This window comes from Polaribacter sp. Z022, from assembly GCF_023555495.1.
GTDB lineage: Bacteria > Bacteroidota > Bacteroidia > Flavobacteriales > Flavobacteriaceae > Polaribacter.
Map to the genome: position 1 here is coordinate 84,911 of NZ_JALCZO010000004.1, position 25,957 is coordinate 110,867.

The 25,957-nt window shown below is 27.5% G+C and carries 20 protein-coding genes; 15 read left to right on the forward strand and 5 right to left on the reverse strand.

Annotated features, from left to right (window positions below; all coding sequences use genetic code 11):
* Nucleotide 1: 1 nt before the first annotated feature.
* Together MPF13_RS10145 and dnaB are read right to left on the reverse strand one after the other, a co-directional pair.
* Nucleotides 2-1,186 (reverse strand): asparagine synthetase B, encoded by a 1,185-nt coding sequence (locus MPF13_RS10145; protein WP_249982742.1) that lies wholly within the window; start codon nt 1,184-1,186, stop codon nt 2-4.
* A gap of 158 nt (nt 1,187-1,344) precedes the next feature.
* Nucleotides 1,345-2,865, reverse strand: a complete 1,521-nt coding sequence (dnaB, locus tag MPF13_RS10150) for a replicative DNA helicase (RefSeq protein ID WP_249982406.1) — start codon at nt 2,863-2,865, stop codon at nt 1,345-1,347.
* A gap of 138 nt (nt 2,866-3,003) precedes the next feature.
* On the opposite strand from dnaB, the gene MPF13_RS10155 reads away from it, so the two are divergent.
* The 9 genes from MPF13_RS10155 (at nt 3,004) to MPF13_RS10195 (ending at nt 15,560) form a co-directional block, all read left to right on the forward strand.
* Nucleotides 3,004-4,080, forward strand: coding sequence for a DUF3810 domain-containing protein (locus MPF13_RS10155; protein ID WP_249982407.1), 1,077 nt, complete (start codon nt 3,004-3,006; stop codon nt 4,078-4,080).
* A gap of 97 nt (nt 4,081-4,177) precedes the next feature.
* Nucleotides 4,178-7,126, forward strand: coding sequence for an amidohydrolase family protein (locus MPF13_RS10160; protein WP_249982408.1), 2,949 nt, complete (start codon nt 4,178-4,180; stop codon nt 7,124-7,126).
* A gap of 19 nt (nt 7,127-7,145) precedes the next feature.
* Entirely contained in the window at nt 7,146-8,447 is a 1,302-nt protein-coding gene (locus MPF13_RS10165) for an amidohydrolase family protein (protein ID WP_249982409.1), read from the forward strand.
* A gap of 200 nt (nt 8,448-8,647) precedes the next feature.
* Nucleotides 8,648-9,445 (forward strand): TrmH family RNA methyltransferase, encoded by a 798-nt coding sequence (locus MPF13_RS10170; RefSeq protein WP_249982410.1) that lies wholly within the window; start codon nt 8,648-8,650, stop codon nt 9,443-9,445.
* 3 nt (nt 9,446-9,448) lie between these two features.
* On the forward strand, nt 9,449-10,198 hold the full coding sequence (ppgK, locus tag MPF13_RS10175; RefSeq protein ID WP_249982411.1) for a polyphosphate--glucose phosphotransferase: 750 nt from the start codon (nt 9,449-9,451) through the stop codon (nt 10,196-10,198).
* A complete protein-coding gene (locus tag MPF13_RS10180; RefSeq protein WP_249982412.1) occupies nt 10,199-11,431 on the forward strand; it encodes a M48 family metallopeptidase in 1,233 nt (410 codons plus the stop codon).
* A 68-nt stretch (nt 11,432-11,499) separates the two neighbouring features.
* Complete coding sequence (locus MPF13_RS10185; RefSeq protein ID WP_249982744.1) at nt 11,500-13,719, forward strand: RelA/SpoT family protein; 2,220 nt, start codon at nt 11,500-11,502, stop codon at nt 13,717-13,719.
* A 76-nt stretch (nt 13,720-13,795) separates the two neighbouring features.
* Nucleotides 13,796-14,245 carry a Fur family transcriptional regulator gene (locus MPF13_RS10190; protein WP_249982413.1) on the forward strand — a complete coding sequence of 150 codons (450 nt, stop codon included), beginning with the start codon at nt 13,796-13,798 and terminating at the stop codon, nt 14,243-14,245.
* A gap of 40 nt (nt 14,246-14,285) precedes the next feature.
* The gene (locus MPF13_RS10195) at nt 14,286-15,560 is read left to right on the forward strand and encodes an adenylosuccinate synthase (RefSeq protein WP_249982414.1); all 1,275 of its coding nucleotides are present in this window, start codon (nt 14,286-14,288) and stop codon (nt 15,558-15,560) included.
* Between the two features lie 73 nt (nt 15,561-15,633).
* Here MPF13_RS10195 and MPF13_RS10200 read toward each other — a convergent pair whose 3' ends face one another.
* Both MPF13_RS10200 and ric read right to left on the reverse strand, forming a co-directional pair.
* Nucleotides 15,634-17,433: a hypothetical protein gene (locus tag MPF13_RS10200; RefSeq protein ID WP_249982415.1), complete on the reverse strand. Its 1,800-nt coding sequence runs from the start codon at nt 17,431-17,433 to the stop codon at nt 15,634-15,636.
* A 181-nt stretch (nt 17,434-17,614) separates the two neighbouring features.
* The gene (gene ric, locus MPF13_RS10205) at nt 17,615-18,337 is read right to left on the reverse strand and encodes an iron-sulfur cluster repair di-iron protein (RefSeq protein WP_249982416.1); all 723 of its coding nucleotides are present in this window, start codon (nt 18,335-18,337) and stop codon (nt 17,615-17,617) included.
* Between the two features lie 129 nt (nt 18,338-18,466).
* Between ric and MPF13_RS10210 the strand changes: the two genes are divergently transcribed.
* Nucleotides 18,467-18,901 carry an RrF2 family transcriptional regulator gene (locus tag MPF13_RS10210; RefSeq protein ID WP_249982417.1) on the forward strand — a complete coding sequence of 145 codons (435 nt, stop codon included), beginning with the start codon at nt 18,467-18,469 and terminating at the stop codon, nt 18,899-18,901.
* Complete coding sequence (locus MPF13_RS10215; RefSeq protein ID WP_249982418.1) at nt 18,898-20,118, forward strand: hypothetical protein; 1,221 nt, start codon at nt 18,898-18,900, stop codon at nt 20,116-20,118. Before MPF13_RS10210 ends, MPF13_RS10215 begins: the two co-directional genes overlap by 4 nt.
* Here the strand turns inward: MPF13_RS10215 and MPF13_RS10220 are convergent.
* Nucleotides 20,087-21,523 (reverse strand): pyridoxal phosphate-dependent decarboxylase family protein, encoded by a 1,437-nt coding sequence (locus MPF13_RS10220; protein ID WP_249982419.1) that lies wholly within the window; start codon nt 21,521-21,523, stop codon nt 20,087-20,089. The genes MPF13_RS10215 and MPF13_RS10220 overlap by 32 nt on opposite strands.
* Nucleotides 21,524-21,775: 252 nt before the next feature.
* Here MPF13_RS10220 and MPF13_RS10225 point away from each other — a divergent pair, with 252 nt between their 5' ends.
* The 4 genes from MPF13_RS10225 to MPF13_RS10240 all read left to right on the forward strand — a co-directional run bounded on the left by MPF13_RS10225 (nt 21,776) and on the right by MPF13_RS10240 (nt 25,877).
* Entirely contained in the window at nt 21,776-22,516 is a 741-nt protein-coding gene (locus MPF13_RS10225; RefSeq protein WP_249982420.1) for a DUF542 domain-containing protein, read from the forward strand.
* Between the two features lie 63 nt (nt 22,517-22,579).
* Nucleotides 22,580-24,217, forward strand: a complete 1,638-nt coding sequence (locus MPF13_RS10230; protein ID WP_249982421.1) for an OstA-like protein — start codon at nt 22,580-22,582, stop codon at nt 24,215-24,217.
* Between the two features lie 2 nt (nt 24,218-24,219).
* Nucleotides 24,220-25,401, forward strand: coding sequence for an aspartate aminotransferase family protein (locus tag MPF13_RS10235; RefSeq protein ID WP_249982422.1), 1,182 nt, complete (start codon nt 24,220-24,222; stop codon nt 25,399-25,401).
* 131 nt (nt 25,402-25,532) lie between these two features.
* The gene (locus MPF13_RS10240; protein ID WP_249982423.1) at nt 25,533-25,877 is read left to right on the forward strand and encodes a hypothetical protein; all 345 of its coding nucleotides are present in this window, start codon (nt 25,533-25,535) and stop codon (nt 25,875-25,877) included.
* Nucleotides 25,878-25,957 lie beyond the last annotated feature (80 nt).

A 25,957-nucleotide genomic window follows, 5' to 3' on the forward strand; every position in this document is an offset into this window, starting at 1 on the left:
ACTACGTTTTTTGCTTCTTTTTCTTTGCTGCAGGAAATAGTACATTATTTAATATTAAACGGTATCCTGGTGAAGTTTGATGCAAGTCTAATTCTGTTTTTGGGTCTCCTACTCTATGGCTATAATCTTCAGGGTCATGGCCTCCATAAAAAGTAAACATTCCTTTACCTTTAGTACCATGTATATAACGTGCTTCTCTATTAACTTTATTTTCACCTAAAACTAATACATTCGTTTTAACCGTATTTCTATCAAAAGAAGTTGTTTGTCCCATAAATCCTTTTACTAGAGTTGTATGATTTTGGGTTAACATTGTAGGAACAGGATCCCATTTTGCAGAAAACTCTACTAAAGAAAAATAATCTGAAGTTTTTGGAATTTTACGTTTTCGAGTCATATCTATAGTAGAAAACTCATAAGTAGTAGGGTTTCTAATTAACTGATAATCTTTAAATGCAAAAGTTTTATTATAATTTATTTTAGATTGATAGTTAGGTTCTGATGCATCACCATCAAACATTGCTTCTGCAATATCTACACCTTCTGCAGATAAAGCAATATCAAAACTATCTGTTGCAGAACACATTGCAAACATAAAACCTCCACCAATTACATAGTCTCTAATTTTTTTAGCCACTGCTAATTTTTCTTGAGAAACTTTAGTAAAACCTAATTCTTTAGCTTGTTTTTCTGAACGTAATTTTCCTTTTATATACCAAGGTGCAGTTCTAAACGAACCATAAAAACGTCCATATTGACCTGTAAAATCTTCATGATGTAAATGCAACCACTCATATATAAGTAACTTATCTTCTAAAACTTCTTTATCATATACAACATCAAAAGGAATTTCTGCATAGGTTAAAACCATAGTTACAGCATCATCCCAAGGCATTTTATCTTTTGGTGAGTATACTGCAATTTTTGGTGCTTTTTCTAGAGTTACTGCTTCTTGATTTGAAGACGGAGAAGAAATTTCTTGTAAAATTAATTGCGATTTAGCATCAGAAATTACTTGGTAAGAAACACCGCGTATTTTACATTCGTTTTCTACAATTTTATTGTTTTCTATTAAAAAAGCTCCACCATCATAATTTAATAACCATTTTGATTTTAAACCTGCTTCTAAAGAAAAATAAACTATTCCATAGGCTTTTAAATGGTTTTTCTGATTATCATGACTCATGGGTACATAAATAAATGATGCCAAAATTGAGTTTGAAATAAATAGGAAAAATAAAAGAATAAAGAGTTTTTTCATATTAAAAACTAAAATACACAATTACTATGAAGCAATTGTGTATTTCTATAATTTATTGTTTTTTAATTAATGTCGATTATCGACTAAAAAGGAACATCATCATCACCAAAAGCATCTTTTGGATCAATTCCTCCTTCATTAGAACCTCCAAAAGGATCTTCAGGGAAATCTGCATTCATAGATGATTGAAATTCTGAGCTAAAACCTTCTTCTAAATCTGAGAATTTTGCTAAATGCCCAGTAAATTTTAAACGAATATTGTCTAATCCACCATTTCTGTGCTTTGCAACAATAAACTCTCCTTGTCCTTCACAAGGTGTATGCTCATCATCATCCCATTCTGTCATTCCATAATATTCTGGTCTAAAAATAAACGACACAATATCTGCATCTTGTTCAATTGCACCAGATTCACGTAAATCTGACAATAATGGTCTTTTAGATCCTCCACGTGTTTCTACTGCCCTAGATAATTGAGAAAGCGCAATTACAGGTACAGATAATTCTTTTGCTAAAGCCTTTAAATTTCTAGAAATCATCGATATTTCTTGTTCACGGTTTCCTCCAGCTTTTCCTCCTGCAGTCATTAATTGTAAATAATCAATAACCAAAATTCTAACATTATGCTGAGATACTAACCTTCTTGCTTTTGCTCTTAAATCGAATACAGATAAAGATGGAGTATCATCAATAAATATAGGAGCATCAGACAAACGTTTAACTTTTACATTTAACTGTTCCCACTCATGTGGTTCTAAATTTCCTTTTCTTAATTTTTCTGAAGTTAAACCAGTTTCAGAAGATATCATACGTGTAATTAACTGTACAGAAGACATCTCTAAAGAAAAAACTGCAACACCATGATTAAAATCTATAGCCATATTTTTTGCCATAGAAATTACAAATGCCGTTTTTCCCATACCTGGACGTGCTGCAATAATAACTAAATCTGAGGGTTGCCAACCAGAAGTTAAAGCATCTAACTTGGTAAAACCTGTTGCTAACCCAGACATTCCTTCTTGGTTACCAATTTCTTGAATCTTTTTTAAAGCTTGTTTTACAAGAGAGCCTGCATCTTCAGAACTCTTTTTTAAATTTCCTTGAGTTACTTCAAAAAGTTTTGCCTCTGCATCATCTAATAAATCAAATACATCTGTACCTTCATCATATGCGTTTTCAATAATTTCACTAGAAATTGAAATTAATTTTCGTTGAATATATTTTTGAAGTATAATTCTTGCGTGAAACTCAATATGTGCAGATGAAGCTACTTTTTGAGTTAAACGAATTAAAGCAAAATCGCCACCTACAAATTCTAATTTACCATTCTTTTTTAACAAGTTAGAAACCGTTAAAAGATCTATTGGTTCTGAATTTTGAAATAATTCATAAATAGCAGCATACACTTCTTGATGTTTTTGATCGTAAAAAGCATCTGCACTTAAAACGTCGATAACGTCATCAATACCCTTTTTATCAATCATCATTGCACCAAGAACTGCCTCTTCTAATTCAATAGCCTGAGGAGGTATTTTACCTTTTTCTAACTGTACTAATCTTGATTTATCTATCTTTTTGCCTGTAACAGGAGTCGTTTTTTCCATTATGACAAATGTACTTTTTTAGGTTGAATGTCCTTTCTAAAAATTAACTTTAATTTGTAAACATTTATTGTAAACAAAATTGTTATTATCTTGTTAATAACCAGTCAACTTCTATTTTGATTTGTTATTTTTACCACAATGAAATGGAATAAAAAACATATTTTTTTAGCAATATTACTGCCTGTTCAAATTCTTTTAATGAAATTGGTAGCAGTAAATCCTAAGTTTATAGAACAATATTATTCTAATGGAATTTACCCTTATATTTCATCATTTTTTAGAATTATTTTAGGTTGGATTCCTTTTTCTTTTGGAGACCTTTTATTAGGATTTGGGCTTTTTATTTTTATTAGATTTCTTTATAAATTGATAAAAAATAGATTTAAAAATTTTATTCCAAAAATAATTCATTTTACTGCTGTTTTATCCGTTATTTATTTTTGCTTTTATATTTTTTGGGGATTAAATTATTACAGAGAACCCTTGGCAAAAAACTTAGGATTCTCGCAATCAAAATATACAACAGAACAACTTCAAAAAGTTACAGAACAGATTATACAAAAATTAAATGTTCTTCAATTTAATATTACAAAAAACGACACTTTAAAAGTTGAAAACCCCTATCAACCAAAAGAAATGTATAAAATGGCAATTTCTGGATATGATAATTTGTCTAAAGATTTCCCTCAATTACAATACAAATACACATCTGTTAAAAGCTCTTTAATGAGTTTGTTACAATCTTATAATGGTACTTCTGGCTATCTAAATCCATTAACAGGTGAAGCACAAGTAAACGATAAAATTCCTAAAACTAGTTACCCAACTACAACATGTCATGAAATGGCACATCAAATTGGTTTTGCTGCCGAAAATGAAGCTAATTTTGTAGGTTTTTTAGCTGCCAATTATAATAATGACATCTATTTTAAATATGCAAGTTATAGAATGGCTTTTATTTATTGTATTACTGAAATTAGAAAACGTGATAGAAAATTATCAAAAGAACTTTGGAAAACTGTAAATAAAGGAATTGTTAAAGATTTTAATTACAGCTATGTGCATTGGCAACAATACAAAAATCCTTTTGAACCACTAGTAAAAAAAGGCTACAATGCTTATTTAAAAGCTAACAAACAAGACAAAGGTGTGCAATCTTACAATTATGTTGTAGATCTTTTAATCAGTTATTTTGAAACTTCATTACACACTTAATTTCCTTAAATTTTTGTTAAAATAACTTCTTTTAACATTTTACAAATTCCTTCTAATTATTTTGTGAGTTAATTAAAACTAACTAATATTTTATTATATGAGAAAATTACTCTTATTTTTCTCCCTATTTGTAGCATTTTCTTTGCACTCGCAAGAATATTTTCCAACAAATACAGGAGTAAAAACTACAAACAACAAAATTTTAGCATTTAAAAACGCTACAATTTATGTAACTCCCCAAAAAATTATAAAAAAAGGAACTTTATTAATTAAAGATGGTAAGGTATTAGCTGTTGGAAAATCTGTTTCATTACCAAAAGGAGTTGAAATTATAGATGTTAAAGGAAAGAATATATATCCTTCATTTATTGACATGTACTCTAATTTTGGGATAGCTAAACCTAAAAAAGTTTCTTCTAGTAGCAGAAGACCTCAATATGATGCTGGTAGAAAAGGGTTTTATTGGAATGATCATGTAAGACCAGAAACAGAAGCTTCAAACTCATTTCATTTTGACTCCAAAAAAGCTTTAGATTATTTAAAAGCTGGTTTTGGTACTGTAAATAGTCATGTGCAAGATGGAATTGTACGTGGAAAAGGAATGTTAGTAGCTTTAAACTCAAATTCTAGTGATGCTTATAGAATTTTAGACAACTCTTCTGCTCAATATTTATCATTTAAAAAAAGTGTTTTATCAAGACAATCTTATCCTACTTCAAAAATGGGAGCTATGGCTTTATTACGCCAAATGTATTTAGATGCTAAATGGTATGAAGAAGGAAATACAAAAAATAAAGACAAGTCTTTAGAAGCTTTAAATGCTAATAAAAATTTATTACAAATTTTTGAAGGTGGCAGTTGGTTAGATATTTTAAGAGCAGATAAAATTGGTGACGAAAATAATATTCAATATACAATTTTAGGTGGTGGTGATGAATATGAAAGAATAAACGAAATTAAAAACACCAATGCTAGCTTAATAATTCCTATCAATTTTCAAAATGCTTATGATGTAAGTAACCCTTTAATAGCAAAACAAATTGCTTTAAGTGATATGCGTAAATGGAACCAAGATCCATCTAACTTAAGTGTTTTAGCTAAAAACGGAATTAATTTTGCCTTAACTACTCATAAATTAAAGTCAATTAATTCTTTCCATAAAAATTTACAAAAAGCTATTAAATATGGTTTTAGTAAAGAACAAGCCTTAGCTTCTTTAACAACAATTCCTGCTAATTTATTAGGTAAAACAAATATTGGTAATTTAAATACAGGTAGTTATGCAAACTTTATTATTACCTCTGGAGATGTTTTTAATAGCAAAACAACTATATATGAAAACTGGGTTCAGGGAGATAAAATTGTTATTAACAACATGAACATTAAAGATATTACTGGAGATTATATGGTAAGTTTAAATGATGAAAATTATACTCTTTCAATATCTGGAAAAGGAGCAAAACAAAGTGCTTCTGTAAAAAAAGGAGATAAAAAAGTAAAATCTAAATTTTCATATAAAGATGGATGGATTCATCTTACTTTAATGGACAATGGCTTTACAAGATTAGTTGGTCAAACTATAAACGCTTCTAACCTAATGCAAGGAACTGCTTATGATGAAGCTGGTAACGAATCTCAATGGTCTGCTTCTAAAAAAGTAAAAAAAGACAGTAAAAAGAAAAAAGCAAGTAATAAAAAAAATGATGCTATTACTGTTTTACCTGTAAGTTTTCCTAATGTAGGTTATGGAAACTTTACATTACCAAAACAAGAAACTATTTTAATTAAAAACGCCACAGTTTGGACATCAGAAGAAGATGGAATCTTAGAAAACACAGACGTTTTAATTAAGAATGGTAAAATTGTTGAAATTGGTAAAAACCTAAAATCTAGAAGAGCTAAAGTTATTGACGGAACTGGAAAATATTTAACTGCAGGAATTATAGATGAACACTCGCATATTGCTACATCTGCAGTTAACGAAGCTGGTCATAATTCTACTGCAGAAGTTTCTATTGAAGATGTTGTTAATCCTAATGATATGAATATTTATAGAAATTTAGCAGGAGGAGTAACATCCATACAAATATTACATGGTTCTGCAAATCCAATTGGAGGTCGTTCTGCAATTATCAAATTAAAATGGGGAGAAAATGCAGAGGGATTAATATATAATAACTCGCCTAAATTTATAAAATTTGCTCTAGGAGAAAATGTAAAACAATCTAATTGGGGTGCAAATAATAACATTCGTTTTCCACAAACAAGAATGGGAACAGAACAAGTTTTTATAGATTATTTTCAAAGAGCAAAAGAATATGATGCTTTAAAGAAAAGCGGTAAACCATATAGAAAAGATGTAGAAATGGAAACTTTGGCAGAAATAATTAATAAAGAACGTTTTATTTCTTGTCACTCTTATGTACAATCTGAAATTAATATGCTAATGAAAGTTGCAGAAAAATTCAACTTTAATATTAACACATTCACACACATTTTAGAAGGTTATAAAGTTGCAGACAAAATGAAAGAACATGGTGTTGGAGGATCTACTTTTTCAGATTGGTGGGCATATAAATATGAGGTTTTAGATGCAATTCCTTACAATGCTGCAATAATGCACAATCAAGGAATTACTGTAGCAATAAATTCTGATGACAGAGAAATGTCTAGAAGATTGAATCAAGAAGCTGCAAAAACAATAAAATATGGTGGTTTAAGCGAATTAGAAGCTTGGAAAATGGTTACTATAAATCCAGCAAAACTTTTACATTTAGATAACAGAACTGGTTCTATAAAAGTAGGTAAAGATGCAGATGTAGTTTTATGGAGTCATAACCCATTATCTATTTACGCTAAAGCAGAAAAGACAATTATAGATGGAACAATTTATTTTGATATTGAAAAAGATTTAGAAAAAAGAGCAGCAATTAAAACAGAAAAAAGTAAACTTATTAAAATGATGCTTGCTGAAAAAATGAATGGAGGAAAAACTGTGATGCCTAAGAAAAAACGTAATCAACACTTTCATTGTGATACAGAATAAGAACTTAAAAACAAACAAAATGAAAAAACAATATATATATAGTTTGCTATGTTTCTTATTCTTTTTAGGAAACATAAACGCACAACAAACTCCTGCTAAAAAACAAACAACAGCCTATACTATAGAAGGAGCTACAGCTCATTTAGGTAATGGAGAAGTAATAGAAAACTCTTTAATAATGTTTGACAATGGTAAAATTACTTTTGTAGGTTCTGCAATGATGAGAATTGCAAGAATAGGAACTATTATTAATGCAAAAGGAAAACATATTTATCCTGGTTTTATAGCTGCTAATGCATCTTTAGGTTTGGTAGAAATAGATGCAGTAAGAGCTACAGATGATGAGGATGAAGTTGGTTCTATGCTGCCACACATTAGAAGTTTAATTGCTTATAATGCAGAGAGTAAAGTTGTAGAATCTATGCGTCCTAATGGTGTTTTTATGGGACAAATTACACCAAGAGGTGGAACAATTTCTGGAACTTCATCAATTATGCAATTTGATGCATGGAATTGGGAAGATGCTGCTATTAAGAAAGATGATGCAATTCATATAAATTGGCCAAATAGTTTAACTCGCGGACGTTGGTGGTTAGGTGAAGACCCTGCATTAAAAACTGATAAAAATTACTCTAAAAAAGTTGATAAAATCAAATCCTTTTTCTCAGATGCAAAAAGGTTTTTAGCAAATAGTGCTACTACAGAAAATCTTCCTTTTAAGGCAACAAAAGGTTTGTTTAATGGTTCTCAAAAAATCTTTATTCACGTTAATGGAGAAAAAGAAATTACAGATGCTATTAAATCATTTAAAAGTTTGGGCATTAAAAATATTGTTTTAGTGCATGCTAAAGGTGCTGAAAATGTTGCAGACTTATTAATTAAAAATAATATTTCTGTTATTATTGAAAGATCTCACAGAATTCCTAATGGAGAAGATGATGATTATGATTTATCATATAAAAACGCTAAGGTTTTAATTGATAAAGGTATTACAGTTGGTCTTGGTATGGAAGGGCAAATGGAACGTATGAACACAAGAAATTTACCTTTTTATGCAGGTACTTATGCCGCTTTTGGCATTGGTAAAGAAGAAGCTTTAAAGATGATAACTGGTAATAATGCTAAAATTTTAGGTATTGATAATTTTGTTGGAACATTAGAAGTAGGAAAAGATGCTACTCTATTTATATCTGAAGGAGATGCATTAGATATGAGAGGCAATATTTTAACAGATGGCTTTATACAAGGAAGAAAAATTAGCTTAGAAACTCACCAAACAAAACTTTGGAAACGTTACTCTAACAAATATAAAACCAAATAAAACTCATAAAAAAGGCTCGCAAAATGCGAGCCTTTTAAATTCAATAAACATCTACTAACTAAATTTTCTTTTTCCTTTTCAAAGTATTTTTTTATTCAAATAATCATAACAACATAATTAATACTATAAATTAGCAGATATACAAATATTGTTATTATATACTATTAATCAATACCTACATTTAGGTATATTTGCTTCAAATGAAAGAAATAACTAGCATTCATAATTCTTATGTAAAAAACTTGCTAAAACTGCAAGAAAAAGCTCGAGAACGCAAAAAACAAGGATTATTTATTATTGAAGGAAAACGTGAAATTTCATTAGCAATATCTGCAAAATATGAGTTTGACACAATTCTTTATTTTCCAGAAATAATATCAGAAAATGATATTTTACATTTATTTAATTCTAATGTAAATAGAATAGAAATTTCTAAAGAAGTTTATCAAAAATTAGCTTACAGAGGTTCTACAGAAGGAATAATAGCGGTTACAAAAGCAAAAAACTTCTCTATAGAAAATGTTCATTTTAAAAATAAATCTCCTTTAATATTAATTGCTGAAGGTGTAGAAAAACCAGGAAACATTGGTGCATTGTTAAGAACTGCAGATGCTGCTAATGCAGATGCTGTATTTATAGCAAACCCTAAAAGTGATTTGTACAACTCAAATATTATTAGATCTAGTGTTGGTTGCGTTTTTACAAATCAAATAGCAATTGGTACATCAGAAGAAATAATTGGTTTTTTAAAAGAAAATAGCATTAATATTTATGCTGCTACTTTACAAAACTCTAATGAATATCATAAAGAAAATTATAAAAACGCCTCTGCAATTGTTGTAGGTACAGAAGCTACAGGTTTAACAGAAATTTGGAGAGAAACTGCTACTCAAAACGTAAATATACCTATGCAAGGGCAAATAGATTCCATGAATGTATCTGTTTCTGCTGCAATTATTTTATTTGAAGCTAAAAGACAAAGAAATTTTAAAATTTAATTAATGAAAGTATTAGGAATTGACATTGGTGGTTCTGGAATAAAAGCTGCTATCGTAAACACAAAAAATGGAGAATTACTTTCTGAAAGACACAGAATTGATACTCCAAAACCTGCAGAACCAAAAGCAATTGCTGAAGTAATTAAAGAAATGGTTAATTTTTTTGATTGGAAAGGACCTGTTGGATGCTGTTTTCCAACAATTATTGTAGATAACCAATGCATGCATCATGGAAATTTAAGCGAAAAATGGGTTGGAGTTAAAGTTGACAAACTCTTTAAAAAAGAATGTGATGGCAATAAATTTTATATAAGTAATGATGCTGATTTAGCAGGATATGCTGAAGTAGAATTGGGAGCAGGAAAAGGTGTTAAAGGAAAAGTTTTTGTAATAACTTTAGGAACAGGAATAGGTTCTGGACTTTTTTATAATGGTAAATTAATTCCTAATGTAGAATTAGGTAGAATTTATCATACAAATGGAGAAATAATAGAAAAATTTGCAGCAGATTCTGCAAGAAAAAGAGAAAACCTATCTCTAAAAGAATGGACAAAAAGAGTGGGTATTTTTCTAAATCATGTTAAAATTTTGCACTCGCCAAAATTGTTTATTATTGGTGGAGGAATCAGTAAAAAATTCGATAAATTTAAAGAACATCTAATTGTAGATGTTCCTGTAGAAGTTGCAAAATTTGGTAACAATGCAGGTATAATAGGGGCTGCAATTTATGCAGGTAAAAAAAGCAAGAAATAAATGCAACCAACAACACTATTCTACATCATCATTTCAATTTTAATAATCAGTTTTGTAATTGATAAAATATTAGACACTTTAAACGAAAGATGTTTTGATGATGAAATTCCAGAAAAACTAAAAGATGTTTATGATGAAGAAGCGTATAAAAAGTCTCAATCTTATAAAAAAACAAGTGCAAAGTTTTCAAACATAACTTCTTTTATTACTACTATTTTAACCTTAGTGTTCTTTTTAATTGATGGCTTTAAATATTTAGATGCTTTTGCTAGAAGCTATACAGACAATCCAATTTTAGTAGCTTTAATATTTTTTGGTGTTATCATTTTAGGGTCAGAAATTGTATCTACTCCTCTATCCTATTATAGCACTTTTGTTATTGAAGAAAAATTTGGTTTTAACAAATCCACAAAAAAAATATTTTGGTTAGATAAAATTAAAGGACTTTTTATTAGTGTTTTATTAGGTGGTGGAATTTTATCCCTTGTAATATGGTTTTATCAGGTTACAGGTAAAAACTTCTGGATTTATGCTTGGATTCTTGTTGCTGCATTTTCATTGTTTATTAATATGTTTCATGCTAAATTAATTGTTCCTTTATTTAATAAACAAAGTCCTTTAGAAGATGGAGAATTAAAAACTGAAATTGAAAAATATGCTAAAAAAGTAGGTTTTACAATCAATAATATTTTTGTAATTGATGGTTCTAAAAGATCTACAAAAGCAAATGCTTATTTCTCTGGTTTTGGAGCTCAAAAAAGAATTACATTATATGACACTTTAATTAATGATTTAAGTACAAAAGAAATTGTTGCTGTTTTAGCACACGAAGTTGGTCATTATAAAAGAAAACATATAATTTTTAACCTAATTTCATCAATCTTACTTACAGGGTTTACACTTTTTATTTTATCTCTATTTGTAAGTTCTCCTCTTTTATCAGAAGCTTTAGGTGTTTCTACACCAAGTTTTCATATAGGTTTAATTGCATTTGGAATTCTATATTCTCCAATTTCTGAAGTTACAGGACTGTTTATGAATTATATGTCTAGAAAATTTGAATATCAAGCAGATAACTTTGCTAAAGATACTTTTGAATCTGAAGCCCTTATAACATCTCTTAAAAAATTATCAAAAAATAGTTTGAGTAATTTAACTCCTCATCCAGCTTTTGTATTTGCTCATTTTTCTCATCCAACATTATTACAAAGAATTACTAATTTAGAATCTTAATTTCTTGTTTATTTTAATTCTTATTCCTAAATTCACTATCGAGATAGAACTTAATTTTGAAGACAGATTTGGAATACACAGCTACCATAGAAGAAGAGAATAAAGAAATTGCACATCGTTATAAAGATTTGCTTAAAGGTACTTATGAAGTCTTATCTAAAGAAGATAAAGACCTAATAAGAAAAGCATTTGAAATAGCTGTTGATGCACACTCTAAACAACGTAGAAAATCTGGTGAACCCTACATTTATCACCCAATTGCTGTAGCAAAAATAGTAGCTTATGAAATTGGTTTAGATGCAGTTTCTATAGCATCTGCACTTTTACATGATGTTGTAGAAGATACAGAATACACTACAGAAGATATGGAACATCTTTTTGGTAAAACAATTGCTAAAATTGTAAATGGGCTTACTAAAATTTCTCGTTTAAATAAAGAACAAGACGCATCTATACAAGCAGAAAACTTTAGAAAAATGCTATTAACATTAAATGATGATGTTAGAGTTATTTTGATAAAAATTGCAGACAGACTCCATAATATGCAAACAATGGATTCTATGCCTGCTCATAAACAAGTAAAGATTGCATCTGAAACACTGTATATTTATGCTCCTTTAGCACATAGATTAGGTTTATATAACATAAAAACAGAATTAGAAGATTTAGGATTAAAATATACAGAACCAGAAGCTTACAATGGCATATTAAGTAAAATAAAAGAAAGTAAAGAAGAACAGCAAAATTATTTAGAGAGGTTTGAAAATACATTAAAATCTGGTTTAGATAAAGAGAATTTTGATTATGAAATAAAAGGACGTTTTAAGTCTATTTATTCCATTCGTAAAAAAATGATAAATCAAAATGTAACTTTTGAAGAAGTGTATGATAAATACGCAATTAGAATAATTTACGAACCAAACTCTAATGATGATAAATTTGATGCTTGGAAAATATATACCATTGTTACAGATTACTTTAAACCAAATCCATCACGTTTAAGAGATTGGATTTCTCAACCAAAATCTACAGGTTATGAAGCGTTACATATAACTGTTGTAGGTCCAGATTCTCAGTGGGTAGAAGTTCAAATTCGTTCTAGCAGAATGAATGAAATTGCAGAAAAAGGTTATGCAGCTCATTTTAAATACAAACAAGGTGTAGCAAAAGATAATGGTTTAGAAGGTTGGTTAAATAAATTAAAAGAAACATTAGAAAACCAAAATTTAAACGCGGTAGATTTTGTAGAAAATTTTAAACTTAATTTATACTCTAAAGAAATATATGTTTTTACACCTAAAGGTGATTTAAAATCTTTACCAAAAAATGCAACTGCTTTAGACTTTGCTTTTTCTATACATACAGATGTAGGTTTAAAATGTAGAGGTGCAAAAGTAAATGGTAAATTAATGCCTTTAAGTCATCAACTAAAAAGTGGTGACCAAATAGAAGTTATTACAAGTGCTACAAACAAACCTAATGCAAGATGGTTAGATTTTGTAATAACAGCAAGAGCAAAAGCAAGAATTAGGGCTGCATTAAATGAAGAAGAAAAACTAATAGCAGAAGAAGGTAAAGCTGTTTTAATGCGTAAATTACGTCATTTAAAAATACCTTTTAATGAAAAAACTACAAACGAGCTTGTTAACTTTTTTAAATTAAGAACTAGTTTCGATTTGTTTTTTAGAATTGGAAATGGAGCAATAGACAATACACAATTAAAGGCTTTTGTTTCTCAAAGAAATAGTAAAATTTTAAACTTCTTTAAAACAAAATTAAGAAGAAAAACAGCAGAAAAAGAGGTTCAAGAAACAGAAGAAATAACCGAAAAATTTGATGCATTAGTTTTTGGTGTAGAAGAACAAAAATTAGATTATAAACTTTCTAAATGCTGTAACCCTATTGCTGGTGATAAAGTTTTTGGATTCTTAACTATAAATGATGGTATAAAAGTTCACAAAAAAAACTGTCCTAATGCAATATCATTACAATCTAATTATGCTTATAGAATTATGCCCGCAAAATGGATTGATTCTACAAAACAAGATTTTAAAGCAATATTACAATTGTCTGGAGTAGACAATCAAGGTATGGCAAATGATGTTACACGTATAATTTCTAACAATATGGGAGTTTTTATTAACAGTATAAACATTAAAGGAAATGCAGGTGTTTTTGATGGTAAAGTCTCTATAAGCGTTAAGAATAGTTCGCAATTAGATAAGTTAATGAAGAGTCTAAAAAAAATAGAAGGTATGAAAAAAGTAGAACGTGTTAATACTTTGTAAATATCAATTGATTAAAAGTCTTATTTTATTCAGAAATAACTGTATTTTTGTCTTTTTGTAAAAAATCATTCATAAAATGAGTAATTCTCTTGAAAATCAAGAAATAGTAAAAAAAGTATTCACTGCCTACTTAGGAGAGAAAAAGCATAGAAAAACTCCAGAACGTTATGCTATACTTCAAGAAATATATGCAGCTGATGAACATTTTGATATAGAATCTTTATATATTAAAATGAAAAACAAAAATTATAGAGTTAGTAGAGCTACACTTTATAATACAATAGACTTACTTTTAGATTGTGGTTTGGTAAGAAAACACCAATTTGACGGACAATCTATGGCTCGTTATGAAAAAAGTTACTTCGATAAAAATCATGATCATGTTATTTTTACAGATACTGGAGATGTAAAAGAATTTTGTGATCCAAGAATTCAAATTATCAAAAAAAGCATAGAAGAAATTTTTGATATTGATATTCATAGTCATTCACTTTATTTTTACGGAACAAAAAAGAACAAATCTTAACAAACACAATACAACAAACAACAACAAATTAACACAACCAATGGCTGTAGATTTATTACTAGGATTACAATGGGGAGATGAAGGAAAAGGTAAAATTGTAGATGTACTTACCAAAAATTACGACATTATTGCTCGTTTTCAAGGAGGACCAAATGCAGGACATACCTTAATTTTTGATGGACACAAACATGTTTTACATACAATTCCTTCAGGAATTTTTCATAAAACAGCTTTAAATGTAGTTGGTAATGGAGTTGTAATAGACCCTGTTATTTTTCAAAAAGAATTAGAAAATTTAGATAAACATGAAATTGATTATACATCTAAATTATTAATTTCTAGAAAAGCACATTTAATTTTACCAACACACAGGCTTTTAGATGCTGCTTCAGAAACATCTAAAGGAAAAGCTAAAATTGGTTCTACATTAAAAGGTATTGGTCCAACTTATATGGACAAAACTGGTAGAAACGGAATGAGAGTTGGTGATTTAGAATTAGACAACTGGAAAGAAAAATATGATGCTTTAACAGAAAAGCATATTAAAATGTTAGAATTCTTTGATGTTCAAATAGAATATGATTTAAAAGAATTAGAAGCAGAATTTTGTAAAGGAATTGAAAAATTAAGAACTTTAGCTTTTATAGATAGTGAAGAGTTTTTAAACAATGCTATTAAAGAAAAGAAAACAATATTAGCAGAAGGAGCTCAAGGTTCTTTATTAGATATTGATTTTGGAACGTATCCTTTTGTTACTTCATCTAACACAACAGCTGCTGGTGCTTGTACTGGTTTAGGAGTTGCTCCTAACAGAATTGGTGAAGTTTTTGGAATCTTTAAAGCTTATACAACACGTGTTGGTTCTGGACCTTTCCCTACTGAATTATTTGATGAGGATGGAGCTACTATGGCTAAAGTTGGTCATGAGTTTGGAGCTACAACTGGTAGACCAAGAAGATGTGGTTGGTTAGATTTAGTTGCTTTAAAATATGCTGTAGATGTTAATGGTGTTACACAATTAATGATGATGAAAGGTGATGTTTTATCTGGATTTGATACATTAAAAGTTTGTACTTCTTACACTTATAAAGGAGAAGAAATTAATCATTTACCATATAATATAGAACCAGAAAACGTTTCTGTAAATTATTCTGAATTTAAAGGATGGGAAGATGATTTAACAAAAATGACTTCAGAAGATCAATTACCACAAAATTTACTAGACTATGTTGCTTTTATTGAAAAAGAAACAGGTGTTCCAGTATCTATTGTATCTGTTGGTCCAGATAGAAAACAAACAATTACTAGATCATAATTCTAGATAAATATTAAAAAAAAACCTCTTTCAAATATTTGAAAGAGGTTTTTTTTATGTTTTATAATACTTGTTATTTAAGACCTTCTATTTCTACACCAATTAATAACAATTTATTATGTTCTAATTTAAGAGCATTTAAAAGTTCATTTTTTTGAGTAATAAAAGCTTCCTTTTTCTCTAAAAACAAATCATTATAATAATTAATTCCTGCCTCTAAATTCTTTTTAAATTTAGTTAAAGATCTTAATTGCTTTTTATCAAAATTCGTCTTTAATTCATCTACTTTATCTTGTAAATGAGTTATGTAAAGAGATAATTCTTTTATAAAAACATTAGGTCTATCAGTTCTGGTAATCATATTGTCTCTTCCATAAATATGATCTGTTATACCTCGTAAACTAACAATTTTATCATAATAAGCCATATTTGGGCCTGGACAAACAGAAACTCCATCTCCTGTTTTTTTAGTACTTACATTGTTTAAAAGTAAAGTTGATGTTCCTAAACCTACACAAATACAAGATTTCTCTGTTACTTTATTTACTTGCTTTTCTTTTTCTTCTGCTGTAAGTTCTAAAACATCTATTTCTTTTAATTTTAAATGCTGATATTCTCTAGAAGCTGTACATAAACCAGATTCTTTAAACTCTGTATTTAATGCTATAAATTTATTTGGGCATGAAGTACCTGGTCTACCCTTATCTATTAACATTTGTCTTTGTACATCTTTTGTATTTCCTTTTAACGTGTTAAAAAGTACCCCTAATGGAGAACTATTACTTAAATACAAATCTTTTTCTTTAGCTTTTACTAATTGATCTAAAGTTTTTTCGTCTACACTTGTTGCTTCTGGTACTAATAAAAATGGGCTACCCCAACCTACAGAATCTAATTCATATTCTTTCATTAAAAAAGTATGTTCTTCATCTGTACCTACACCTCCTTGAGTTGTAATTTTAAGTGTTAAATCGTTTTCTGGTATAACTTTATTAGCTTCTTTTAAAGCATCAATCAATAAAGTTTGTGTTTGATTTTTTAAAACTTCTTTGTTTTCTTTAAATTCTTTTAAAACAGGTCCCATTAAAAAACCTTCAGTAGCAAAAGCATGTCCACCACAATTTAATCCAGATTCTATTCTATATTCTGAAACCCATAAACCTTTTTTAGCTAAAAATTTTCCTTGGATAAATGCAGATCTATAATCGCTTACTTTTAAAATAATTTTCTTTTTTATGTATCCTTTAGCGTCAGGAAAAAAATCATTAAAATTACTCATGTAAGAATACAATCTTGGATTCATACCTGCAGAAAGTACAAGAGATGATGCTAATTTACTTTCAGAAAAACCTCTTAATGCTGCATGAGCATCATTAAACTCTATAGGCAACAACTCTTTATTAAGGTAATTTCCTTTATCAATCTTGGTCATAATATTAACATCAATACTACCCATTGATAAATTTTTATTTGCCCAATCTTTTATTTTACTAAAATCTACACCTTCTTCTGTAAGCTTATTAAACTCTTTTTTTATTGAAGAATATTCTGGTAACATATGAATGTAATCTTTAAAAGCTTTACTTTTTTCTGAAGTAATATTCTTTAATTGATTAAATTTTTCTTCTGTTTGTTCGTGTAATAAATTTAAGTAAGAAGTAATTCTTTTAGCTCTAAAGTCTTCAACTTTATCTGTAATTTCTTTATAAGGAAGTTCAAATTTTTCACTATAAACTTTTCTCATTTTTTCAACTAGAATATCATCTACTAAAGAAATAACAGAATCTATACCATATTGAGCTACTTTTAGAGGAGAATCTATTGTAAATCCAATTCCCATAACTGGAATATGAAATGAATGTGCGTTTTTCATCTTTTAATTTAAATATTTAATTCATTTTAAATAAGCTTGCAATGTATTCTTAATATACCCTGAAAAACATGATTATTATCATTAATGAAAAGTATAATAGCTATTTATTATTATTAAAAATTGGATGCTAATAAAACATTAACATCCAATTCTTCACTAACTTTGGGGCTTTCTAAATGTCTTATTGTCTATTTTGTTTCTCTAGTAAAACTGCTTTAGGAAATAATATATTATTTTCTAAATGAATATGTTGGTGTAAATCTTGTTCAAATTCTTCTAATTTAGAATACAAAGCTTTAAACGTGTTACAAGCACCTTCTGGTGGCGTAAAATTATTAGATAATTTTTTAATTTCTTTAAAAATATCTCCTGCATTTTCATGTTCATCTTCCATCATTGCTATAGGATTATTCACTGTACCAAAATGAGGTAAATTTACTTTTTCACCTTTTTCTTCAGCTTTTATCAACTGTTTTATAAAAGGAAACAAAATTAATTCTTCTTTTTTCATATGCGTTGTTAATTCATTAGCAACCTCTATAAAAAGATCGTTTATACGAACAACTTCTACATAATGATGTCCATGTACTTTAGCTACTTTTGCTGCATATTGTAATACTATTGATGTATTTTCTTCTACATATTTATGATGAATATTTTCTATATGATCTACTAAAAAATCTAATTTCCAACTATCATAATTATTAGCAATTGATACTTTATTATTTACATTTAATAACTCTTTTTCTAAATCAGAAAACACAACATTATTTTTTTCACAAGCTTTTTTAATTGATACTCCTCCTCCACAGCAAAAATCTATTCCATGTTTTTTAAAAATATCTGCAGTTTTTATATTATTTGTTACAACTTCTGCAACAGTATTGTTTTCTGTAATAATCATTTTTATATAATTTAATTTTAAAATAAAAGACCTATTTATCTTTTATTCAAAATTAATATACACTTAGGTTTTAAATTATGATTTTTATCATAATAAAAACTATAATTATTTTTATTTTTGTAAATAAAAATGTTATCAAAATCTAGTAAATACGCTATAAGGGCTGTTTTATATCTTACCATTAAAGCCTCAAAAGAAAATAAAATTGGTTCTAAACTTGTTGCTGATAAGTTAGAAATACCTGCTCCTTTTTTAGCTAAAACTTTACAAGAATTAACAAAAAATAATATTTTAACATCAGTTAAAGGCCCTAATGGTGGATTTTATTTGACTGAAGAAAATTGTAAAAAAAATATTTTTGACATTATAAACTGTATTGATACTACCAGTAAATTAGAGCAATGCTTTTTAGGTCAATTAGAATGTGATGAAGATAATCCATGTGTTGTACATGAATTATATGCTCCTTTTAAAAAACAATTGATTCATAAACTTAAAAATCATACAATTTTAGAAATGGCAAATGAATATATTAAAAATAATGATTTTATAAATTCTTTATGATAAAAGCCAAAACACAAAGTATAGTTGCGCTTACTTATTTTATTGTTGCTTCTTTACTTGGTATAATTCTTAGGCTATTTTCTACAACCAGCATTAATGCTAATTATAAATACATAGTACATACCCATTCTCACATAGCACTTTTAGGTTGGGTATATATTGGTTTAACTACATTAATATTTCACTTATTTATTAAAGAGGAAGCTAAAAAGAAATATTCAAAACTTTTTATAGCAACCCAAGTAACAATTATAGGAATGTTAATTAGTTTTCCTATTACTGGTTATGCGCTTTATTCGATAATTTTTTCAACACTTTTTTTAATTTGTTCTTATTGGTTTTTTATTTTTTTTAGAAAAAATAATAGCAGTAACAAAGAAAGTATTTCTTTTAAATTTATAAATACTTCATTAATATTTATGGTTGTTTCTAGTGTAGGTCCTTGGGCATTAGGTGGTATTATGAATACTTTAGGCAACTCATCTCATTGGTATAAAAATGCAATATATTTTTATTTACACTTTCAATATAATGGGTGGTTTTTATTCTGCCTTTTTGGTTTGTTTTTTTATTTTTTAGAAAAAAAAGGAATACAAATTCATAAAGACTATACTTTTCCATTTTATAAGTATATTCTTATTAGTTGCATTTTAACTGTCTTTTTATCTTTTTTATGGATAAAACCTCCAAAATTAATTTATCTATTATCTACATTAGGTGTTGTTTATCAAGTAATTGCTTTAATTAAATTGCAACTTATAATTAACAATTACAAAAAAATAATTTTAAACGTATTTACCCCCTTTATAGTTAAATTACTAAAATTTGTGTACTTACTCTTTATTGCTAAAGTAGTATTACAATTTTTAACTTCAATACCTTACTTTTCTGAATTAACTCTACAAATTAAAGATTTTGTAATTGGTTATTTACACCTTATTTTTCTTGGTATTACTAGTACAAGCTTGCTTGCTTTTTTTTATCAATATAGATTGATACAATTATCTAAAAAATGGACAAGTATTTACCTTTTAGGTTTTATTTTATCAGAAATATTAATTTTTTACAAAGGTTTTTGTAGTTGGCAACAATTATCTATGATAGATGATTATTTTGTTATACTAATTTCTGTTTCAACTCTAATGCCAATTGGTATCTTAGGTATTTATTATTATAATATTAAACCTACTTTTTCCACTCTAAAAGAATCTCCTTAGCAAAGTCATCACACTCTTTTAAAGTATCTTGTATATGCTTTAAAGTAGTTCTAGGATTAATTAAACACATTCTTATTACAACTTGATTTTGTAAAATTGTAGTAACTAAAAAAGCTTCTTTAGAGTCTACAACTCTTGTAGAAATTTCTTGATTTAATGTATCTAATTCTTTTTCTGATAAATTTTTATCTAAAGGATTATATCTAAAATTAATAATAGCTAAAGTTGCTGGAGAAACTATTTCCCAATCTGTACTTTTTCTTAGTATTTCTTCTGTTTTATCTGCTAAATCAATATTATAAGTAATGGCTTTTTTAAATGCTTCTAAACCAAAAGTTTTTATAGACATATAAAATTTTAGCGCTCTAAACCTTCTAGTTAATTGAATACCATAATCATAAAAGTTAATTTCAGATTCATTACCTTCTATATCTCTTAAATACTCAGGTTTTTCACTAAAAGTACCACTTAACCAAGATGAATCTTTTACTAATAAACATCCAATTTCATATGGTTGAAAAAACCATTTATGAGGATCTACAGTTAAAGAATCTGCACGCTCTATTCCTCTTAAAGTTCTACTACCTTTTTTAGATAAAATTGCTGCAGCACCATAAGCACCATCAATATGAAACCATAAATTTTCTTTCTCACAAATATCTGCAAGAGTATCTAATGGATCTACAGTTCCTGTATTTGTTGTACCTGCAGAAGCTATGATACAAAAAGGTTTTTTTCCTTCTAGCTTGTCTTTAGCTATTTCATTTTTAAGTTTATTTATACTAAACTTAAACTCTAAATCTGTAGGCAAAATTTTAACCTGATCTTTTTTAAAGCCAAGAACAGTGATTGCTTTTATATTTGATGAATGTGCTTGATCTGACAAATAAATTACTGCATTAGAAAAATCTTCACCACATTTTACTCTTCTTGCAGTAACTAAAGCTGTTAAATTTGCCATAGAACCACCACTTGTAAAAATTCCACCTCCTTCTGCAACAGGAAAATTAAACATTTTTAGCAACCAGTTTAAAGTAACAATTTCTAATTCTGCTGCTGCAGGAGAAACTATCCATCCTCCAGAAAAGATATTAAAACCTGTTGCCAAAGAATCTGCCATAGCACTAATAAAATTACTTGGTCCTGGAACAAAAGAAAACGATTTTGGGTGAGAAGATATATTACTATTTGGTAATACATTATTTGTTACAAAATCTAAAACTTCATCTGCAGAAGTACCTTTTTCTGGTGCTTCACTTAAAAAAATAGAATCCATTTCTTCTCTAGAAGCCTTAGTTACAGGCTTTTTATTTTCTTCATTTGTAAAATGGTTTACAATAATATCTACAATTTTATATCCATAAGATTGCATTTCTTCTTTAGAAAGTTCAAAAGGTGAATTCATTGAAATATATTTTTTTGCAAAATACGAGAACTAAAAATTATAGCGTACAAAAATTACATATTTTATAAAATTAATACATTTTTTGTTAAAAATTTTAATTTTTATAATATTAATCAAACTATTTCACATTTTCATTTCGATATTCTTAAAGTAACATCACTTTTGTTTTAAATAATTCAAAATAGTGACAAAAGTCATTCTTTTTACAATAAATCTGTTCCAAATTTGTAATAAACGCTAAATCTTATTGTTATGAAAGATTTATTAAAAAAAAGTATTGCTACAATTGTATCTGAAAATATTAATACAGCTACCATTTTTAGAAAACATAATATAGATTTTACTTTTCATGGTAATATGCTTTTATCTAAAGCATGTGAAGAAAAGAATATTAAGTTAAAAAACATTGTTACCGAATTGAATTCAGTTAACCAAAACCTCTATTATTTAAAAGATTACAATTCTTGGAAATTAGACTTTTTAATTGATTTTTTAATTAATATTCATCATGAATATAAAGAAGATAATATTCTATTTTTAAAAGATTATGGAAATAAAGTTGCTAATATATATGCTTCTGAATATAAAGAATTGAAAGAAGTAAATAAGTTAATACAAGAAGTTACAGACAGTATTTTAGAACATATGAAAAACGAAGAAAGTACTCTTTTTCCTTATGTTAAAAAGCTTATAGATGCAAAAAATAAAAATTTACAAATAGACATTAAAAATTCTCCTCTTAATGATCCAATAGACTCTTTAGAAGATGAACATGAAGAAGTGGGTAAAACATTTAATAAAATATCTCAACTAACAAACAACTATTATATTCCTAAAGATGCATGTATTTCTTTTAAAGTATTGTACTTAAAATTACAACAATTTGAAGAAGAACTTTACAAACATATTCATATAGAAAATAATATACTATTTCCTAAAGCTAAAAAGTTAGAAAGATATTTACTTAAACAACAAGATCCTTATTTAAATTAATTTTCACTTTTCTTTAATAGGTAGCCATAATCTTTTCATTATTTTTGCAGAAAACACATCATCTTGAAAAGAATAGTAATTCTCTTTTTTATACTAACTTCTACTTTTGTTTTATCTCAAACAAGAAAAATTACCATAGAAAATTCTGAAATTCAATTTGCAGATGAAGAAAAATATCCTGGAGCAACTATTTTATTAGGAGATGTAAGAATTAAACATGATGGTATAAAACTTAATTGCCAAAAAGCATTTTTTTTCAAAGAAAAAAACTTCTTTAAAGCTATTGGTAAAGTTGTTATAAAACAAGGTGATACAATAACACAAACCAGTAATTATGCCGATTATAATGCAAATACTAAACAAGCTTTATCTTGGGGAGATGTTGTTTTAACAGACCCAACAATGACTTTAACTACAGATACACTGCATTTTGATAGATTAAATCAAAAACTGTATTATAAAAGTTATGCTACAATAAAAGACCAAACCAACACATTAAAAAGTAAAAATGGAAATTTTTATTTAGAGAATAAAAAGTTTACAGCAACTACAAGAGTTACAGTTGTTAACCCAGAACATCATTTAGAATCTAATCATTTAGATTATTACACAAACTCTGGTTTAACTTATTTATATGGACCATCTACCATAACAAATACTAAAAACGATAATAAAATTTATTGCGAAAGAGGTTTTTATAATACAAAAACTGATGTGTCTCATTTTGTTAAAAATGCAAAACTATACTTAAAAGAAAGAACTGTAGAAGGTGATAGTTTGTATTATGATAAAAGAAAAGGGTTTGCTTCTGCAACAAATAACATTAGAGTTATAGACACTGTTCAAAATTTTATTACCAAAGGAAATTATGCTGAAATTTTTGAGTTAAAAGACTCATTATATATCATTAAAAAAGCAGTTGCTATTTCTATAATTGATAAAGATTCTATGTTTATTCATGGAGATACAATATTAGTAACAGGTAAACCAGAAAAAAGAATTGTAAGAACATTTCATAATGTTAAAATTTTTAAATCGGATTTACAAGGAAAATGCGATTCTATACACACAAATCAAGAAACAGGTTTAACTAAAATGTTTAAAAACCCAGTTATTTGGTCTGACCAAAATCAAATTACTGGAGATACAATTCACTTATTATCTAATGTAAAAACAGAAAAATTAGATTCTTTAAAAGTACTAAACAACGCTTTTATTGTTACAAAAGATACAGTTTCTAACAAAGATTTTAACCAAATTAAAGGAAGAAACATGTTTGGAAAATTTAAAGAAAACAAATTACGCTTACTTTTAGTAAAAGGAAATGCAGAATCTGTTTATTTTAATAGAAATGAAGAAACACAAGTTTTAGAAACAATTACAAAAGAAATATCAAGTAATATAGAATTTACTTTAAATCAAGGTCAGATAGAAACTATAATGTATCTAAAAAAATCTGATGGAAACACTTACCCTCCATCAAAATTACCAGATGATGTTAGACAATTAAAAGGATTTATTTGGAGAGAAAATGAACAACCTAAAAAAATGGAAGACATTTTTATAAAAGACGATAAAAACAATTCTCCGCCAAAAAAAGATAAACGAATTAAAAAATCTGCTGTAATACTAGATAAAAAAAAGAAAACTATAGAAAATAAGAAATTACCAAAACCAAGTTTCTCTTCTAAAAAGCAATAATCTTGAAAAAAGATTTCTTTAAATATCAAGCACAAACTTCTCCTCACCCACTTGCTATAGAAATTTCAAGTGCTAAAGGCAGTTATATTTACGATACTTCTGGTAAAGAATATTTAGATTTTGTTGCTGGTGTTTCTGCCAATAGTCTTGGTCATAATCATAATAAAGTTACAGAAGCTATAAAAAATCAATTAGATTCTTATGCTCATGTAATGGTTTATGGTGAGTTTATTCAGCAACCACAAGTAGAATTATGTAAATTATTAGCCGAATATTCACCTACTAAATTAAACTCAGTTTACATTACAAATTCTGGTACAGAAGCTACAGAAGGTGCTTTAAAACTTGCTAAAAGAGTTACAAATAGATTTGAAATAATCGCTGCAAAAAGTTCTTATCATGGAAACACAATGGGATCTATGAGTGTTTCTGGTGTTGAAAAACAAAATTCTGCTTTTAGACCTTTAATTCCTGGTTCTAAATTTATTGAGTATAATAATGAAAATGATATTAATAAAATTACTCATAAAACTGCTGCTGTAATTTTAGAAACAATACAAGGTGGAGCTGGTTTTATTGAACCTAAAAATGATTATTTATTAAAAGTAAAAAAACGCTGTAAAGAAGTTGGAGCTTTATTAATTTTAGATGAAATTCAAACAGGAATAGGTAGAACTGGTACTTTTTGGGGTTTTGAAAACTATAATGTAATTCCAGATATTATTATTACAGGTAAAGGTTTAGGTGGTGGTATGCCAATTGGAGCTTTTATTGCATCTTCAGAAAATATGTCTTTATTAAAAGACAATCCTAAACTTGGTCATATATCTACTTTTGCAGGACATCCTGTAATTGCTGCTGCTGCTGTAGCTACAGTTAAAGAAATTATGAAGTCTAATTATATTAAAGAATCTTTACGAAAAGAAGCATTAATTAGAAAACATTTAAAACATCCTGCAATTAAAGAAATTAGAGGAAAAGGTTTAATGTTAGCAGCAATATTAGAATCTTCAGAATTAACAGCTAAGGTTGTATTAGATTGCTTAGATAAAGGATTAATTTTATTTTTTCTACTATTTGAAGACAAAGCTGTTAGGATAACTCCTCCACTAACAATTTCTGATGAAGAAATAAAAAAAGGCTGCCAAATATTATTATCTGCAATTAAAAGAGCTACTAAATAACTCTTAATTCTTCTTAAAAATTCATAATTTCAGTTAAATAACGTTAAGGTTATATTAAAGTGATTCTATTACTGTAACTCATTTTAAAAACTATCGTCTTTACTATATACATTTAACCTAAAACACTTATTATGAAAATCTTAAAAACCATTATTACAGTAATTGCAATTAGTTTAACAACAGTATTTTCTACTGCTGCAACAGAAAAAAACCCAGAATCTACAAAAAATTCTCTTAGAACAGAACTTGTTTCTTTATTAGGAAATAAAATTCCTTTAAATGTAGATAAATCTTATTCTGCAGAAATTTCATTTATTATTAACAACTCTAATGAAGTAGTTGTTATCTCTGTAAATTCTAAATTATCTGACTTTAATAAATACGCTAAAAACAAATTAAACTATAAAAAAATTAATGTTAAAAACATTAAAAAAGGAGAAGTTTATAGAATGCCTATAATAATTAATAAAAAATAAACAATACAACTTGTTGGTTAGTTGGTGCCCGATTTTAGTTTTTACTAAATTGGGCATTTTTATTTACAGAAAAGAGCAAT

What these genes read in the sequence shown, in the direction of transcription:
- MPF13_RS10145 (WP_249982742.1), bottom strand. Translation starts at nt 1,186, where the DNA reads ATGAGTCATGATAATCAGAAAAACCATTTAAAAGCCTATGGAATAGTT.
- dnaB (WP_249982406.1), bottom strand. Translation starts at nt 2,865, where the DNA reads ATGGAAAAAACGACTCCTGTTACAGGCAAAAAGATAGATAAATCAAGA.
- MPF13_RS10155 (WP_249982407.1), top strand. Translation starts at nt 3,004, where the DNA reads ATGAAATGGAATAAAAAACATATTTTTTTAGCAATATTACTGCCTGTT.
- MPF13_RS10160 (WP_249982408.1), top strand. Translation starts at nt 4,178, where the DNA reads ATGAGAAAATTACTCTTATTTTTCTCCCTATTTGTAGCATTTTCTTTG.
- MPF13_RS10165 (WP_249982409.1), top strand. Translation starts at nt 7,146, where the DNA reads ATGAAAAAACAATATATATATAGTTTGCTATGTTTCTTATTCTTTTTA.
- MPF13_RS10170 (WP_249982410.1), top strand. Translation starts at nt 8,648, where the DNA reads ATGAAAGAAATAACTAGCATTCATAATTCTTATGTAAAAAACTTGCTA.
- ppgK (WP_249982411.1), top strand. Translation starts at nt 9,449, where the DNA reads ATGAAAGTATTAGGAATTGACATTGGTGGTTCTGGAATAAAAGCTGCT.
- MPF13_RS10180 (WP_249982412.1), top strand. Translation starts at nt 10,199, where the DNA reads ATGCAACCAACAACACTATTCTACATCATCATTTCAATTTTAATAATC.
- MPF13_RS10190 (WP_249982413.1), top strand. Translation starts at nt 13,796, where the DNA reads ATGAGTAATTCTCTTGAAAATCAAGAAATAGTAAAAAAAGTATTCACT.
- MPF13_RS10195 (WP_249982414.1), top strand. Translation starts at nt 14,286, where the DNA reads ATGGCTGTAGATTTATTACTAGGATTACAATGGGGAGATGAAGGAAAA.
- MPF13_RS10200 (WP_249982415.1), bottom strand. Translation starts at nt 17,433, where the DNA reads ATGAAAAACGCACATTCATTTCATATTCCAGTTATGGGAATTGGATTT.
- ric (WP_249982416.1), bottom strand. Translation starts at nt 18,337, where the DNA reads ATGATTATTACAGAAAACAATACTGTTGCAGAAGTTGTAACAAATAAT.
- MPF13_RS10210 (WP_249982417.1), top strand. Translation starts at nt 18,467, where the DNA reads ATGTTATCAAAATCTAGTAAATACGCTATAAGGGCTGTTTTATATCTT.
- MPF13_RS10215 (WP_249982418.1), top strand. Translation starts at nt 18,898, where the DNA reads ATGATAAAAGCCAAAACACAAAGTATAGTTGCGCTTACTTATTTTATT.
- MPF13_RS10220 (WP_249982419.1), bottom strand. Translation starts at nt 21,523, where the DNA reads ATGAATTCACCTTTTGAACTTTCTAAAGAAGAAATGCAATCTTATGGA.
- MPF13_RS10225 (WP_249982420.1), top strand. Translation starts at nt 21,776, where the DNA reads ATGAAAGATTTATTAAAAAAAAGTATTGCTACAATTGTATCTGAAAAT.
- MPF13_RS10240 (WP_249982423.1), top strand. Translation starts at nt 25,533, where the DNA reads ATGAAAATCTTAAAAACCATTATTACAGTAATTGCAATTAGTTTAACA.